We start from the raw sequence: 15960 nt of genomic DNA, 5'->3' as shown, positions 1-15960 counted from the left end.
AATCTTAACAATAAATTTACATAAATTTCATACAATGGCAATAAAAAATTCTAAGGAAAATAATGAAAATTTCAAAAAAATTATTAATTATTACCGGTCTTATAGCTGTTAGTGGGGCTGTTTTATGGTGGGGATTAAAAGATGATGAGTCAAAAGATGAGTATATCACAACAGTTGTTAAACGCGGAGATATCATACAAAGTGTAGATGCAGTAGGTGAGGTATTTGCTAGTAATCTAGTAGATGTTGGTGCTCAAGTAAGTGGTCAGATAAAAGAGCTGTATGTAAAAGTAGGCGATAAGATAAAAGCTGGAGATAAAATAGCTCAAATAGATAGCATAAAACAACAAAATACACTAGATCAGCAATTAGCAGCTTTGGAGATTTTAGAGGCTAAGTTAAACTCAGCTAAAATTTCAGCTGATATTGCACTAAAGCAGTATAAAAGAGAGCAAAATCTAGCAAAACAAAATGCTACAAGCCAAGAGAGTTTAGAAAATGCAAAAGATAATTATAGTTTAAAATTAGCTACATTAAAAGAGATACAAGCCCAAATCAAACAGACTGGAATCGAGATTAATACTGCTAAAACAAATTTGGGTTATACTGATATTAGAGCGCCATTTGATGGAGTTGTAGTATCTGTGCCAGTAGAAGTTGGTCAAACTATTAACGCCAATCAAACAACTCCAACCTTAGTAAATATCGCAGATTTAAGCAAAATGGAGATAAGATTGCAAGTTAGCGAAGGAGATATACCAAATATTAAAGTAGGAAATAGAGTAGAATACTCAATTTTATCAAATAATTTTAAAAAATATAATGCACAAATTAGCTCAATTGACCCAGGTTTGACTACTTTAAGTGATGGCAAATACTCCACTTCAAATTCAAATTCAAGCAGTACTAGCTCAAGTTCAGCTGTATATTATTATGCTAAGGTAAATGTAGATAATAACGATGAGACTCTTCGCATAGGTATGACAACAGAGAATAAAATAATAATTGCTGAAAATAAAGATGTATTATATTTACCAACGATGGCTATAAAATCAGATAAAAATGGTAAATTTGTTTTTATTAAAAATAAAGAAGAGATAGAACAAAGAGCTATAACAACTGGAATTACAAATGGTATAAATACTCAAATAGTTAGCGGATTAAGCGAGGGTGAAGAGGTTATATATTTTCATCTAAATTCAGCTAGTATGCAAAATATGATAAACAATTCTAGAAGACCGACGATGAGGTTATAATGATTAAACTAAGTGGAATTCGTAAATCCTTCAAAGTCGGTGATACTCAAACTGAGGTATTAAAAGGTATAGATTTAGAGATAAAAAAGGGTGAGTTTGTAGCTATCATAGGGCAATCTGGTAGCGGCAAGAGTACGCTTATGAATATCTTGGGTTGTCTAGATACTCCAACAAGCGGTAAATATGAGCTTGATGGTAAAGATATAAGTAAATTTAATAAAGATGATCTATCATATCTTAGATTAAAGAAATTTGGCTTTATCTTTCAGCGTTATAATCTACTTAGCTCCAACGATGTTAAAAGCAATGTTGCCTTGCCTGGGATTTATGCTGGAATAGATAAAGATACTAGACTTAGCAGAGCTAAAGAACTTTTATCTAAGCTTGGACTAGAGCATAAAATCGATACAATGCCAAACTATCTAAGTGGCGGTCAGCAGCAGCGTGTAAGTATTGCTAGAGCGCTGATGAACGGCGGTGAGATTTTGCTATGTGATGAGCCTACTGGAGCGCTTGATAGTGCTAGTGGCGTGATGGTAATGCAGATCTTAAAAGAGCTTCACAAAGATGGCCATACAATTATAATAGTAACACATGATAAAGATATAGCGAGTTGGGCAAATCGTATCATAGAGATTAAAGATGGAAATATAATTAAAGATGATATAAAAAATAATCAATGTTATGAAAAAAGCTCTAAAAATATATCTATAGAATCAAATTTTAAAGCTTTAAAAGATCGCTTAATAGAGAGCTTTATGATGAGTATTGGAGCGATTAAATCGCATAAGCTTAGATCATTTTTGACTATGCTTGGTATTATTATAGGTATTGCTTCTGTTATTTGCGTAGTTGCCTTAGCTAAGGGTAGCGAACAAAAAATTCTAGCCAATATCAATAGCATGGGAACAAATACAATTACTTTGAATTTGGGTAAAAACTTTGGCGATAGAAATGCTAGGAAGTTAAAAGATTTTAGTATTGAAAGCTATAAGATGCTTGAGAGTCTTAGTTTTGTAGATTATGCTACGCCTAGGATTAATGCTACTGGATTGCTCACATATGGCAATAAAAATATAGATGCAAGCCTAAGAAGTGGAAGTGAAAATTTGCTTAATGTCTCTGGGGTAACAATTACGCATGGTAGGGATTTTGAATTTGATGATTTAAGATTTTCAAGATCAAATATTATAATTGATGATTTAACTCAAAAAGAGTTCTTTGATGGTGTTGATCCTATCGGTAAGATAATTATATTTAATAAGCAACCTTTTACTATTATAGGAGTTGGTTATAAAGACCCTGGATCGTATGGTGCTGATAATATTACTGTATATCTGCCATATACTACAGCAGTAAATAAATTAACAGGCCAACAAAACATTCGCTCAATAATTGTAAAAATTAATGATGAGGTAAATGCTCAAGTAGCTGAGAGCGGGATAATAGAGGCTATGAGTTCTATACGAGGGACAAAGGACTTTTTTACTATAAATTCAGATACTATTATGCAAACCGTTCAAAGCACTGTAAATTCAATGAGTCTTTTAATCTCTGGAGTGGCTTTTATCTCACTGATGGTTGGCGGAATTGGAGTTATGAATATTATGCTTGTAAGTGTATTTGAAAGAACTAAAGAGATTGGTATTCGTATGGCAATTGGTGCTAAAAGTAGAGATATTTTACTACAATTTTTAATAGAGGCGATATTGCTATGTGCTATTGGCGGGGTAATTGGAGTTGGATTAGCATATTTAGTTGGTACTATTATAAATGCTTTAGATACTGGATTTACGATGATATTTAGCACAGCTTCGATTGTTATAGCTATTGGAGTTTCTAGTCTTATTGGGATAATTTTTGGTTATATTCCAGCTAAAAATGCATCTAAATTAAATCCAATTGATGCACTACTAAGGGATTAAAATGAGATATATAATTGTTATTTTTATAGCTATTATCTTTGGCGGATGTGCTAGCAAAAAGCTAGATTATGAGATTAAAGATGTTGAGTTTTATACTCCACAATGGCATAAAGATTTTAACCAAACTACCTTAAATGAGCTTATCGATTTGGCTCTTAAAAATAATGAAGATATTGGTGTAGCGGTGTTAAATTTAGAAGTAGCTATGCTAAATGCAGGTATAGCAAGTGATGGCTATATCCCATCAATGAGTGGCGAGATAGGAGCAAATAGCAGTAGAGATATAGGCAAAAGTGATGAGTTTAGCAGTAAGTTTAATTCTAAATTTAGCCTTAGTTATGAACTTGATATATTTGGTAAGATATATGATAATTATAAATCAAAAGAGTGGATAATGCACTCTAGTAGATTAACATTGGATAATTTAAGATTAACTATTATTAGTCAAGTAGCAAATAGTTATTTTAATATCTTATATCTTAATGACTCTTTGCGTAGTTTAAGAGAAAATTTAGATAATGCAAAGATGCTTGATGATATAGTTAATGTCAAATTTGAAAATGGTAAGGAGGAGCTTTTAGCTATTAAGCAAAGTTCTCAAAATATATTAAAAATTCAAAATCAAATTCACTCTACACAAAGATTGCTAGAATCCAACTATGAGAGTTTAAAAAATCTTACTAGAAGCGATAAAAGGTTTGATGAGCTTAGCTTAGATGGTGTTGAATTTATAGGAATTAGCCAGTTTGATGTTGGTGAGCTTTCAAATCGTCCAGATATTAACGAAGCAGTAGCAAAGCTAAATTCGAGCTTTTATGAGTATCGTCTAAGTCAAAAAGAGCTTTTGCCTAGTCTTAGTCTTGGTGCAAATTTAAGCGATAGCGATAAAGAGTTTAAAAATAGCTTTGATTTTAATCAACTTGGTGGAGTTGTGAGTTTTAGTTTGCCATTTTTGGACTATTTTAAGCTTAAAAAACATATTAAAATTAGCGAGCTTGAGTTTAATAAACTTAAATTTAGCTATGAAAAAACGCTAAAAAATGCCATAAATGAGTCTTTAAAATATCTATTATTTTATCAAACTGATAAAGCAACATATGATAATTTAGCCATAATGGCAAACGATCAAGCTAAGATTGTTGCAATTTATAAGAGTAAATATAATGAAGGAAGTGCTGAGTTAAAAGATCTATTAGAAGCACAAAATAATCTAATCTCAGCCCAAATTTCACTCCTTAATCAAAAATTTGAGTTATTAAATGATGAGCTAAGCTACTATAAAGCCATTGCAAAGTAGATGAATTTATTTTCTAACTTTAGACAATTTGGAGTATTTATTGCTATTTGTATTGCGATTTTTACTCTAAATTTGTATCTAGAGTTTAGAAGTTATGAAGCTTTTAAAGTTAAGCCATATAATTTTATTAAGGCTGATCTTTTATTTAGCGATAAAAGACAAGGAAAAAACTCCGAGTATTATGTTTTGCAGTTTAAAAGTGATAACTTTATATTTTATACTCGCTCTAAGAACTTGCCAAAATGTAGTAGTTGCGAAGTAGGGGTAATAACTAAAAATCTTAAATTTAAAGATTATATTACTGGTAGATTTTTCTTACCTAGTTTTAAGATTAGTAAGCTTGATATAAATGATAGCCTTGCTAATATTCTTAAAAATGCAATCATATCTCAACACCAAAATCCTAAGATGCAAGAATTATATAGCGCCTTATATTTAGCAACTCCAATGAGTAAAGAGTTGCGTCAAAATGTTACTCACTGGGGAATTGCGCATATTATTGCAATTAGCGGATTTCATCTTAGTGTAATATTTATTTTTGTATTTTTTGTAGCTAGATTTACTATTGCACCACTACAAGACCGATATTTTCCATACTTAAATTTAAGATTTTATATTAGTTTGATTTTGTTTATTTTAATGGGATTTTATCTATATATTTTAGATTTTACTCCTAGTTTCTTGCGTTCATATATTATGGGAGTGGTTGGATTTTTGTTACTTAGTCGTGGGCTTAAGGTTTTTAGCTTTGGAAATTTGGTTTTAGCAATATTGATTGGATTAGCTTTTAGTCCGCAATTACTATTTTCTATTGGGTTTTATTTTTCATGTCTTGGGGTCTATTTTATATTTTTATATATCTATCATTTTGGCAATAGAAGCGATCTTAGTAGTTTAAAGAGAATTTTAATGCATACTTTAATTCTTGAGATTTTTGTATTTTTAGCGATGAATATTCCTGTTTATTACTTTTTTCCTATAGCTAGCTGGTATCAAATTAGCGTAATTCCATTATCTTATGTTTTTATAATATTTTATCCAGTTAGTCTATTTTTGCATCTTTTTGGAATAGGCGGGCTTTTTGATGATTTTATGATTAGATTTATTGAATTTGCACCAGCTCAAGGCAAGGCTAATCTGGAGCTATGGCAGTTTATAGGGTATAATATTATTGCATTATCAGCAATATATAAAAAGTGGATAATGCTTTTATTGGCGTTACTTGGATTATTTGTCTATATTTTTGCCTTGATTTAAATTTATATCACTAAAGATAAAGTTATTTATTCCATTATTATATTTATATATTAGTTTTAATTTATGTGCTATTAAGATATTATGTGCTATATATAGACCTAGACCAAAGCTTTTTTTGGCATTTGTTCCTTGTGTAAATGGTTCTATATAGTGCTTTATATCATTTTCTAATGGCTGACCTTTTGATGAAAATACTATCTCATTGTTTGTGATTGTGATTTTAACAAATTTATCATCTGAATATTTTAGAGCATTATCAATTATATTTTTACATGCAATTGCTAAAAGTTTAAAATCTGCTTTTACAGTAGCATCATCTATAGCCTCAATTCCAACGCTAGACTCTTCAGCCATAGCAATATCTATAGCCTCATCTATTACATCTCTTACTTTACAAGGTTTTAATTCTCCTATTAATCTAGAAGTGGCACGCTCTACAGCTGCAAATTCATTTATTAAGCTCTCTAATCTTTCAAATACATCTATCAAACGCTCTTGATTTTTATTTTTTTGAATCATCTCAGCAGTAATTCTACCTTTAGTAATTGGTGTTTTTAACTCATGCATTATATTGCGTAAAAAGAGCTGACGGCTATTATTTAAATTTTTAATCTGGCTAACAGCATCATAAAAAGCACTTGCTACTTGACTGATCTCATCATTTCCAGTGGCGACATTTTTGATCTCTAAATCCCCTTGAGCAAATTTATCAATCTGGCGTTTTAACTTTCCAAGTGGCATAATCTTACGAATAATAAATATATATGTAAGCAAGATAATTCCAGCTACAAAAGCAAAAATAATCTGAATAATTATATATCTATATGGCTGATATGCTGTATCTATAAGAAGTAGAGTATTGTCATCTTTGGTAACTTTTAAATAGTTTTTTTTCTCATAAAATAATATAGCGCTTGATCCTAATTCAGTAGTAATCTCTTCTAAGATTACAGCTTGATTTAGTATTTTTTCTTTTTTTTCTATATTATCTATTTGGGGCATATATAAATTTGAGACCTGTTCTTTATACTCATCTTCATTAATTAGTTCATTTAAATGAAGTAAAGTAGCTCTAGCTACAATAGAGTATTTAGTATTTAATTCTCTTGCGTAATTGGCTTTATCATACTCTATAAGCCATAAAAATGCTATTCCTATAGCCCCAATTCCAAGGGCGAAAATAAGCGTAATGGTGTAAAAAATTGATGAAAATCTCATTTTGCCCTTTTTGGTTTTAATTTATTGTTCTAGCTTGTAGCCTACGCCTCTAATAGCGTGGATATATTTTGGCTCTTTTGGATTTTCGCCTATTTTGGTGCGGATACGACCTATGATAACATCTATACTTTTATTTGTGCTATCTTCATTTATAGAGTTGCAATTATAAATTAACTCTTCACGGCTTATAGCACCACCTTCTTTTTTAATTAAATATCTTAAGATATCATACTCAGCAACTGTAAGCTGAAGCGGCTCGCCTTTTAGAGTAATAATATGGCGAAAATCATCACATACTAGATCTTTTGGAGCTGGGGATATCTCTTGCATTGTGATACTTTGGCGGCGTAAATGGCTTTTGATTCTAGCTAGAAGCTCTTGAGGGTTATATGGTTTTGGCAAGTAATCATCTGCGCCAAATTCAAATGCATTTATCTTATCGCTTATATCGTGTCTAGCACTAGAGATAATAATAGGAATTGTATGCTTGGTGCGTATCTCTTTGCAAACCTCAAGTCCATCAATACCTGGCAAGGTAAGATCTAAAATAACTAGATCAAATTTACTTGTATTAAGAGTAGAAAGGCCAAGATATGGATCATCACATATCTTAACCTCTATTTCAAATTGCTCTAAATATTCGCTTAATATCTCTGCAAGCTCAAAATCATCTTCAATCATTAGAATCTTTATCATATATCTGCCTTATAAATTTGAGCTGATTATAGCCAAAAATAGCTATTATTTCAATACAAGCCCCATTAAAATTCCAGCTCTATTTATCCAGATTATTGGTTTTCTTTTTGATGCTTTTGATGCTTTTATCTCTTGGCTAAATTCATTAATATTATTTATAATCTTCTCATTTACTTGAATAATTATATCTCCACTTTCAAAACCTGTATGTGCAGCATTTGAACCATCTTTGACATCTGTGATTAATATACCTTTTATCTCTTGAGGTATTTTGTATTTATATTTTATCTCTTCACTTAAATTTTGCACGCTTAAGCCATCAATGCTTAAATTTTCAGCTGTATTATCAGTAACATCTGTATCAGCTAACTGGAGCTTAGTAGAGTAGATTTTTCCTGCTCTTTCATATTCTAAATTAATCTTTGTATTTGGCGAGTATGCACCAATTATATTTTTTAAATCATTTGCACTTTTTATGATTTTATTATCTACTTTGATGATAAGGTCGCCTCTTTGAAGGCCGGCTTTGCTAGCTGGATAGTCTTTTTCTACATTAGTAATCAACGCGCCTTCTTTATTTTTATATATCTCTTTTTGGTCTTTTGTTAAATTTGCAATCATCACACCAATATAGCCACGAGTTATCTTTCCATCGCTAATTAGCTTTTGAGCTATTGTTTTTACCATATTTGATGGAATGGCAAATCCTATTCCATTATTGCCTCCACTTCGGCTAAGAATAGCTGAGTTTATACCAACTAAGGCGCCACGGCTATCTATTAAAGCACCACCACTATTTCCAGGATTTATACTGGCATCTGTTTGGATAAAATCTTCATATTGATTTAATCCAATATTATCTTTATTTAATCCACTTATTATTCCGCTTGTGATACTTCCACCTACGCCAAAAGGATTGCCAATAGCAAATACTACATCGCCTTCAAGAAGCTTAGAGCTATCAGCAAAATATGCTGGTTCTAGATTTTTAGCATCTATTTTTATAATTGCTAAATCTGTTTTTGGGTCTGAGCCAATTATTTTAGCTTTATACTCTTTTGAATTATCTAACATTGATACTATAATCTCATCGCTATCTTCTATTACATGATAATTTGTAACTATATAGCCATCGCTAGAGATGATTACACCTGAACCAAGAGATGAGCTTTTTTTGCTTCTTTGTTCTGGAATATTAAAACCAAAACCAAAAAATTCTTTAAAAAATGGATCATTCATTAGGTTATTTAGATTATTTTTTACCTTTGTAGTTTTGGTTGTTGATATATTTACAACTGTCTGTTTTGCTTTTTGAATTGAACTATTATATGATAGGATTGAGTTTTGGTCTATAGTTGGATTTATGCGGTTAAAATTTGGGTTTGCATCACGAAATTCTACATTAGCACCAAAAATTGTTGAGGCTGCTATAAGTGATATTAATGTTATTTTTTTCATATTATTCCCCTTTAAAAAGTTGCTTTGGATTATATTATGTAGGGATAAATATAAATTTAATATTTATACAAATGAATTTAAATAAGTTGATTGACACTAGCTCAACTTTTATGATATAATATATATAAAAAGATATAAGTGGAGTTATATAATGAGTAATAGTTTATATGAAACTTTGGGAATCTCTAAAGATGCTAGTAGCGATGAGATTAAAAAAGCCTATAGAAAGCTAGCTAGACAGTATCATCCTGATATTAATAAAGAACCAGGCGCAGAAGAGAAATTTAAAGAGATTAATGCAGCTTATGAAATTTTAAGCGATGAGACTAAGCGTAGGCAGTATGATCAATATGGAGATAGTATGTTTGGCGGACAGAGTTTCCATGATTTTTCTAGAGCAAACTTTGGCGACAATGCAGATATAAATGATATTTTAAATCAAATTTTTGGCAATTTTGGTGGTGCAGGACGATCTAAGAGAGGATTTAGTGGATTTAGTTCAACAGGTTTTGGTGGATTTGATGGTTTTGATCAAGGATTTGGGCAAAATTTAGATATTCAAGCTAGGATAAATATTTCATTTGAGCTAGCTGTAAATGGCGGTGATTATGAGTTTAGCATAAATGGCGAAAAGATTAAAATCAAAATTCCAGCAGGATTAAATAGCGGTGAAAAGCTACGCGCTAGAAATAAAGGTAAAAGTGCTGGAAGTCATAGAGGAGATCTAATTATTACTGTAAATATAGAAGAGGATAAGGAGTATAAAAGAGATGGCGATGATCTATATAAAAATTTAGATTTAACTCTTAAAACTGCTCTTTTTGGTGATAAAATTAATGTAAAAACATTTAAAAAAGATGTATCAATCAAAATACCGCCTAATACTAAAAATGGTCAAAAAATTAGATTGAAAGGTTATGGTGTAAAAAATAGAAAAAGCAACATCTATGGCGATATGTATTTAGTTACTAATATAATTTTACCAGATATTGAGCGGATTGATCCGCAATTAAGAGATATGTTGCAAAGCAAACTATAAAGGAGACGGTATGAGAGATTATGAAGAGCCAGTCTATCTAATAAGCGTAGTAGCAAAGGTTTTAAGTATCCACCCCCAAACTCTAAGACAATATGAAAGAGAGGGATTAGTAGAGCCTAGCAGAACCGAAGGCAAGATGAGACTTTATAGCGAAAAAGATCTTGATAGGATTAAGATGATTTTAAGACTTACTAGAGATTTAGGTGTAAATTTAGCAGGTGTTGATGTGATTTTGCGCTTAAAACAAAGACTTGAAGAGTATGAAGCTGTAATAGAGGAGTTAAGAGCAAATATAAAAACACAAAATAAAGGTTCGCTAGTCAAGCGTGGTAGTAGTTTTGATTTAATATTTGTAAATGATAAAAAGTAGAGAAAATGGATAATATCATATATATATTTGTAATAACAGCTGGTTGTGCTGTTTTATTTAATCTTATATTTCGCAGATATGGAATCCCAACTATTATAGGTTATATTGCTACAGGAATCTTTATCTCGCAACTTTTTGGGTTAAAAAATAATCATGATTTAAGTTTTGTAGCTGAATTTGGGATTGTATTTTTGATGTTTACTATTGGGCTTGAGTTTAGTATTAAGCATCTAATGTCAATGAAAAAATATGTATTTATATATGGTCCTATTCAAGTATTTGCTACTGGTTTTGCATGTAGCATTTTATCGGTTTATATATTTAATGTAGATATTAAAAGCGCTATTATTATAGGCTTTGCATTATCTCTTAGTTCCACAGCAATAGTTTTAAAAACATTAAATGATAATGGACATATATCAAAGCGTTATGGACGCAAGGTACTTGGAATGTTATTATTTCAAGATATAGCAGTTATTCCTTTGCTTTTAATGATAGATATATTTAATGTAAAAGATGGCGCTGTAAGCTCTTTGATATTTACATCTATGGTTAGTGCTGTAATATTAATTGTAATATTATATTTTATTGGTAAGTATATATTAAGTCGTGTTTTATATTTAGTAGTGAGTGCAAATTCAAAAGAGATATTTATAACTACTATTTTATTTATGGTTATTGGCTCTAGCTTTTTAGCACACTATTTTGGATTTAGTTATTCGCTTGGAGCCTTTATCGCTGGTATGCTAATAGCTGAAACACAGTATAAGCATCAGATTGAGACAGACCTTATACCTTTTAGAGATCTTCTTTTGGGTCTATTTTTTATAACAGTTGGTATGCAGATAAACTTTAATGTAATTGCTAATAATCTTTTTATAATTGCTTTAGTTTTGATTACTGTTTTAATAATTAAAGCTTTGATTATTTATCTATTCTTAATGATATCAACTAGAAAAAAAGTCGCATTAAAAGCAGCGCTAAGCTTAGCTCAAGTTGGAGAGTTTGCTCTAGCTATATTTACATTATTATCTGTAAAAGGTATGGCTGATGATAAAACATTGCAGATTTTAACTGCTGTAGTAGTTATATCTATGGTTCTTACTCCATTTATCTTAAAAAATGTGAGCAAAATCGCTGATAGCATGGAAGAGCAAGATGAGCTAATGCAAGCAGTTGTAACTACAAAAGAACAAGATGAGATAGAAGAGCTTGTAAATATAGATATTCCAGAGTATAAAAACCATTTTGTAGTATGTGGATATGGTAAGCTTGGTCGTGAAATAGTAAGGCAATTAAAGGCTAAAGGTTGCTCATATATAGCACTTGAAAATGATTTAAATTTAGTAGAGCGTGGTAAGAATAGTAGTGATAATGTATATTATGGAAATGCTATTCAAAAAACTACTTTAGAAAAAGCTCATATTAAAAATTGCATAGCAGCAATAATTGCTGTTAGTAATGAGCAAAAATCAGAATTAATAGCAAACTCTATAAAAAATCTAGGGTATGATGTAAATACTATCATAAGATTTGCTGATACTATTGAGAAGGGGCTTTATACTGATTTTGGAGATCATTTTTATTTAATTAAAGAGAGAGAAGCTGTGGCTAAAGCTATTATTAGTAAGGCTTTAAAGTGCAAAATAAATAATAACTTAAATCAAGGATAATTATGGATAACTCGTTGATTATATTTGGAGGATTATTTATCCTTAGTGTTTTATTTAGCAAAATATCTGATAAATATGGAGTTCCAGCACTGCTTATGTTTTTAGCAATTGGTATGCTAGCAGGTAGCGATGGGCTTATAGGACTTGAATTTGATAATGCTAAAATAGCTGAAAATGTAGGAACTATAGCACTTATATATATACTATTTTCTGGTGGATTTAATACCAATTATAAATCAATAAAACCTATTTTTAAAAGTGGTATAGTATTAGCAACTTTTGGGGTTGTTATCTCAGCTGTGATTACTGGAGTATTTGCTTATTATATAATTGGTTTTTCTATGCTTGAGTCGCTACTATTTGGTGCGATTATTAGCTCGACTGATGCAGCAGCAGTATTTTCTATAATGCGTTCAACTAAGCTTAAAAATAATCTTGCTTCGCTACTTGAGTTTGAAAGTGGTAGCAATGATCCGATGGCTATCTTTTTAACTATTACTCTACTTGGACTTCTTACAGCTACTACAGTTATAGATCCATACACAATGAGTATCAAGCTTATACTTGAGTTTATCCTTGGTGGCACAATGGGTTATGTATTTGGTATTATAATCCCAAGCCTTATAAATAGAGTAAAGCTGGGCTCTTGGGGGTTATATCCAGTGCTTTTAATAGCTTTGGTTGCTGTGCTTTTTGGTTTGACAGAAAAGATTGGCGGTAATGGATATATTGCAGTATATGTAGCTGGAATTATCGCTAATAAAAAGGAGTTTTTGTATAAAAAGAATTTAACTGGTTTCTTTGATGGAATAGCTTGGATGATGCAGATATTCATCTTTCTTACACTTGGGCTTTTGGTCTTTCCTAGCGAGCTACCTCATGTTGCTATGATTAGTATTTTAATGTCGCTTGTTGTTATGTTTATTTCAAGACCTATTAGTGTATTTATGTCTACTATATTTTCTAAATATAATTTAAAAGAGAAGTGCTTTATCTCTTGGGTTGGACTTAGGGGAGTTGTTCCTATTATTTTGGCTACTTATCCGCTTTCGGCTGAATTAGAAAATGGTCAGATGATATTTAATATTATATTTTTTATGGTATTAATATCGGTTTTAACTCAAGGCACAACGCTTAATAAAAGTGGAAAAATATTTGGAGTTATCGAATCATCTAAGGCTACAATTCCAAATATGCCTAGTAGCCCAATATCTTATTCAGATATAAAGCAGTATAAAATTGGCGAATCTTCTAAAGTGATTGGTAAAAATTTAACTGAGCTTGGTTTGCCAGATGATTTTTTAATCATTTTAGCAAAACGAAATGGTGAGCTTATAAAAGTTAGTGGTTCGTTTGAATTTATGCAAAATGATATTTTGCTTATTTTGTGCAATAGTGAGCTTAGATATCAAAAGATTATTAGAATTTATGAGTTGTAGGATTAAATTTGGAATTAGAAATTTGGATATTTATACTTCTATTTTTTGTAGCATTTTTTAGCGGATTTATAGATGCAATTGCTGGAGGTGGAGGGCTAATTACTATCCCAGCATTAATAGCAGTTGGTATCCCAGAGCATGTAGCATTAGCTACAAATAAACTACAAGCTACATTTGGTAGTTTTACAGCAGCTGCTAATTTTACGCATAAAAAAATGGTGGATTTTAACTCTCTTTGGCGTGGTATTATATGGACTTTTGTAGGTGCAGTATGTGGCACATGGTCGGTGCTATTGCTTGATGCAACGGTTATAAAGTATCTTATTCCAATTTGTTTAATAGCAATTTTGATTTATACAATTTTTAGTCCAAATCTTGGTGAAATAGATAAAGAAAAAAGAATGAGTGAGAGCTTATTTTATACTATTTTTGGTTTATCTATTGGATTTTATGATGGATTTATGGGGCCTGGTACGGGATCGTTTTGGATGTTTGCTTTTGCTAGTTTGCTTGGTATGAATTTAAAGAGTGCTGTAGCAAATACTAAAATATTAAATTTTACTTCTAATATCGTATCTTTGGCTGTATTTATTGGAGGTGGGCAAATTCTATGGTTACTTGGAATAGTTATGGGTTTTGGCCAAATGATTGGAGCATATTTTGGATCGCATATGGTTATAAAAAAAGAGATTAAATTTATTAAAATAATATTTTTAAGTGTTGTAAGTTTAACTATTATTAAGCTTATTTATGATCTATTTATGAAGTGATTTTATTTTAAACGGCCAAAAATAGAGTTTTAACTATATATTTTAATTTTTGCTTAATATAAATTAAGATATAATTGCCAAAAAATTTTCTAAAAGGCGCTTTTCTATGAAAGATCTATTTCTCTTTTCAAATTTGATCATTAATGATCATAGTTTTACATATCTTTTTCATATTATTTTAGTTGCGATTATTGTGCTTATCGTTGCTAAAATGGCTACTAGTTCAATGCAACTTGTACCTCGTGGTACTCAAAATTTACTTGAGGCATATTTAGAAGGTATTGTATCTATGGGTCGTGATGTAATGGGTAGCGATGAACTTGCTAGAAAGTATCTACCGCTAGTAGCTACAATTGGTTTAATTGTTTTAACAAGTAACCTAATTGGTATAATTCCTGGCTTTGAAGCTCCTAGTTCTAGCTTAAATTTAACTCTTTGTCTGGCTCTTTGTGTATTTTTATACTACAATTTTGAAGGTATTCGCACTCAAGGTGTAATTAAATATTTTGCTCACTTTATGGGGCCAAATAAATTTCTTGCTCCTTTAATGTTCCCTATTGAGATTGTATCTCATCTATCTCGTATAGTTTCATTATCGTTCAGGCTTTTTGGAAATATTAAAGGTGATGATCTATTTTTGATGGTAGTACTTAGTCTTGCTCCGTGGGTTGCTCCACTTCCAGCATTTGCATTACTAACATTTATGGCATTACTTCAAACATTTATTTTTATGATACTTACATATGTTTATCTTGCTGGTGCTGTGGTAGTATCTGAAGAGCATTAATTTTTTGATATATATTCTACATTTTATTTTTGGTGCGTCGTGGGCTATTGCTCTTGTAGGCGCACTATTTTTTATCTATCATTTTTATTTTTTAGGACTTTTATTTAGTGGTTTGATTGGGGCTAGTTTTGGTCTTATTTTGGCTTTGATATCGTATCTGCTATTAAGGATTTTAAATAGTGATAAAATACGCAATCAGCGATCCTAAATTTTATTCAAATTTAGATTATGCTTTTAATAATTTTATTAGATTAAAAGAGGCTAATATGCTACTATTTAGAGATAAAAACTCTAATAAATATGATAAAACAGCTCAAGAATTTATTAAATTTAGATCTAATAATAGAAAATTTTTACTTCAAAATGATATCGATTTGGCTTGCAAACTTGGTTTTGATGGTATTCATTTTAGCTCGAATTTTATTCATTTATTAAAAGATACTCCATCAAATTTAATCAAAATTGCTAGTACTCATAATATTAAAGAGATAGAATTAGCCAATCAATATGGAGCTGATTTTATCACATTTAGCCCGATTTTTGCTACACCAAATAAAGGGGAGCCAAAAGGCTTAGAAGGGTTAAAAGAAGCTATAAAGATGTCAAAAGCTAAGGTTATTGCTCTTGGCGGGATAATGAGTGCTGAGCAAATTTGTGCTGTGATGAAGTGCGGTGTGGCTGGATTTGCATCGATTCGCTATTTTACGCTAGATTAACCTTATTAATATTTAATTTTTTTTGTGCTAAAATATACAATTTATCAATATCAAAAGGC

The 15960-nt window shown here is 30.7% G+C and carries 14 protein-coding genes; 11 read left to right on the top strand and 3 right to left on the bottom strand.

Annotated elements, in window-relative coordinates:
* Window positions 1-62 precede the first annotated feature (62 nt).
* Genes CVIC12175_RS04575 through CVIC12175_RS04560 form a run of 4 tightly spaced genes read left to right on the top strand, consistent with a single transcriptional unit; the run spans window position 63 to window position 5735 of the window.
* Complete coding sequence (locus tag CVIC12175_RS04575) at window positions 63-1256, top strand: efflux RND transporter periplasmic adaptor subunit (RefSeq protein ID WP_086257004.1); 1194 nt, start codon at window positions 63-65, stop codon at window positions 1254-1256.
* Complete coding sequence (locus CVIC12175_RS04570) at window positions 1256-3181, top strand: MacB family efflux pump subunit (RefSeq protein WP_086257005.1); 1926 nt, start codon at window positions 1256-1258, stop codon at window positions 3179-3181. Before CVIC12175_RS04575 ends, CVIC12175_RS04570 begins: the two co-directional genes overlap by 1 nt.
* A gap of 1 nt (window position 3182) precedes the next feature.
* Window positions 3183-4478, top strand: coding sequence for a TolC family protein (locus CVIC12175_RS04565; protein ID WP_086257006.1), 1296 nt, complete (start codon window positions 3183-3185; stop codon window positions 4476-4478).
* Complete coding sequence (locus CVIC12175_RS04560; protein WP_086257007.1) at window positions 4479-5735, top strand: ComEC/Rec2 family competence protein; 1257 nt, start codon at window positions 4479-4481, stop codon at window positions 5733-5735.
* On the opposite strand, the gene CVIC12175_RS04555 is transcribed toward CVIC12175_RS04560, so the two are convergent.
* From CVIC12175_RS04555 to CVIC12175_RS04545, 3 genes are read right to left on the bottom strand one after another with little or no spacing between them, the layout of a single operon-like run.
* Window positions 5706-6953, bottom strand: coding sequence for an ArsS family sensor histidine kinase (locus CVIC12175_RS04555; RefSeq protein ID WP_086315884.1), 1248 nt, complete (start codon window positions 6951-6953; stop codon window positions 5706-5708). The genes CVIC12175_RS04560 and CVIC12175_RS04555 overlap by 30 nt on opposite strands.
* Window positions 6954-6974: 21 nt before the next feature.
* Window positions 6975-7649, bottom strand: a complete 675-nt coding sequence (locus CVIC12175_RS04550) for a response regulator transcription factor (RefSeq protein WP_086246366.1) — start codon at window positions 7647-7649, stop codon at window positions 6975-6977.
* Between the two features lie 45 nt (window positions 7650-7694).
* Window positions 7695-9107 carry a Do family serine endopeptidase gene (locus tag CVIC12175_RS04545; RefSeq protein ID WP_086276575.1) on the bottom strand — a complete coding sequence of 471 codons (1413 nt, stop codon included), beginning with the start codon at window positions 9105-9107 and terminating at the stop codon, window positions 7695-7697.
* A 151-nt stretch (window positions 9108-9258) separates the two neighbouring features.
* Between CVIC12175_RS04545 and CVIC12175_RS04540 the strand changes: the two genes are divergently transcribed.
* The 7 genes from CVIC12175_RS04540 to CVIC12175_RS04510 all read left to right on the top strand — a co-directional run bounded on the left by CVIC12175_RS04540 (window position 9259) and on the right by CVIC12175_RS04510 (window position 15901).
* Window positions 9259-10146 carry a DnaJ C-terminal domain-containing protein gene (locus tag CVIC12175_RS04540; RefSeq protein WP_086248425.1) on the top strand — a complete coding sequence of 296 codons (888 nt, stop codon included), beginning with the start codon at window positions 9259-9261 and terminating at the stop codon, window positions 10144-10146.
* A 10-nt stretch (window positions 10147-10156) separates the two neighbouring features.
* Window positions 10157-10516, top strand: coding sequence for a heat shock protein transcriptional repressor HspR (locus CVIC12175_RS04535; RefSeq protein ID WP_086224609.1), 360 nt, complete (start codon window positions 10157-10159; stop codon window positions 10514-10516).
* Window positions 10517-10521: 5 nt separating this feature from the next.
* Entirely contained in the window at window positions 10522-12189 is a 1668-nt protein-coding gene (locus tag CVIC12175_RS04530) for a cation:proton antiporter (RefSeq protein ID WP_086257010.1), read from the top strand.
* Window positions 12190-12191: 2 nt separating this feature from the next.
* Window positions 12192-13628, top strand: coding sequence for a potassium/proton antiporter (locus CVIC12175_RS04525; RefSeq protein ID WP_086254519.1), 1437 nt, complete (start codon window positions 12192-12194; stop codon window positions 13626-13628).
* Between the two features lie 8 nt (window positions 13629-13636).
* Window positions 13637-14398, top strand: coding sequence for a TSUP family transporter (locus CVIC12175_RS04520; protein WP_086257011.1), 762 nt, complete (start codon window positions 13637-13639; stop codon window positions 14396-14398).
* A 106-nt stretch (window positions 14399-14504) separates the two neighbouring features.
* Window positions 14505-15185 (top strand): F0F1 ATP synthase subunit A, encoded by a 681-nt coding sequence (locus tag CVIC12175_RS04515; RefSeq protein ID WP_086256121.1) that lies wholly within the window; start codon window positions 14505-14507, stop codon window positions 15183-15185.
* Between the two features lie 179 nt (window positions 15186-15364).
* A complete protein-coding gene (locus CVIC12175_RS04510) occupies window positions 15365-15901 on the top strand; it encodes a thiamine phosphate synthase (RefSeq protein WP_086302265.1) in 537 nt (178 codons plus the stop codon).
* The last annotated feature ends 59 nt before the right edge of the window (window positions 15902-15960 follow it).

The sequence above is a fragment of the Campylobacter vicugnae genome, assembly GCF_002139875.1.
GTDB classification, from domain to species: domain Bacteria; phylum Campylobacterota; class Campylobacteria; order Campylobacterales; family Campylobacteraceae; genus Campylobacter; species Campylobacter vicugnae.
The sequence above is the reverse complement of the archived record's forward strand: the minus strand, read 5'-3'. Positions and strand labels throughout refer to the sequence as shown.

What these genes read in the sequence shown, in the direction of transcription:
- CVIC12175_RS04545 (WP_086276575.1), bottom strand. Translation starts at nt 9,107, where the DNA reads ATGAAAAAAATAACATTAATATCACTTATAGCAGCCTCAACAATTTTT.
- CVIC12175_RS04570 (WP_086257005.1), top strand. Translation starts at nt 1,256, where the DNA reads ATGATTAAACTAAGTGGAATTCGTAAATCCTTCAAAGTCGGTGATACT.
- CVIC12175_RS04525 (WP_086254519.1), top strand. Translation starts at nt 12,192, where the DNA reads ATGGATAACTCGTTGATTATATTTGGAGGATTATTTATCCTTAGTGTT.
- CVIC12175_RS04575 (WP_086257004.1), top strand. Translation starts at nt 63, where the DNA reads ATGAAAATTTCAAAAAAATTATTAATTATTACCGGTCTTATAGCTGTT.
- CVIC12175_RS04535 (WP_086224609.1), top strand. Translation starts at nt 10,157, where the DNA reads ATGAGAGATTATGAAGAGCCAGTCTATCTAATAAGCGTAGTAGCAAAG.
- CVIC12175_RS04530 (WP_086257010.1), top strand. Translation starts at nt 10,522, where the DNA reads ATGGATAATATCATATATATATTTGTAATAACAGCTGGTTGTGCTGTT.
- CVIC12175_RS04560 (WP_086257007.1), top strand. Translation starts at nt 4,479, where the DNA reads ATGAATTTATTTTCTAACTTTAGACAATTTGGAGTATTTATTGCTATT.
- CVIC12175_RS04550 (WP_086246366.1), bottom strand. Translation starts at nt 7,649, where the DNA reads ATGATAAAGATTCTAATGATTGAAGATGATTTTGAGCTTGCAGAGATA.
- CVIC12175_RS04540 (WP_086248425.1), top strand. Translation starts at nt 9,259, where the DNA reads ATGAGTAATAGTTTATATGAAACTTTGGGAATCTCTAAAGATGCTAGT.
- CVIC12175_RS04515 (WP_086256121.1), top strand. Translation starts at nt 14,505, where the DNA reads ATGAAAGATCTATTTCTCTTTTCAAATTTGATCATTAATGATCATAGT.
- CVIC12175_RS04565 (WP_086257006.1), top strand. Translation starts at nt 3,183, where the DNA reads ATGAGATATATAATTGTTATTTTTATAGCTATTATCTTTGGCGGATGT.
- CVIC12175_RS04555 (WP_086315884.1), bottom strand. Translation starts at nt 6,953, where the DNA reads ATGAGATTTTCATCAATTTTTTACACCATTACGCTTATTTTCGCCCTT.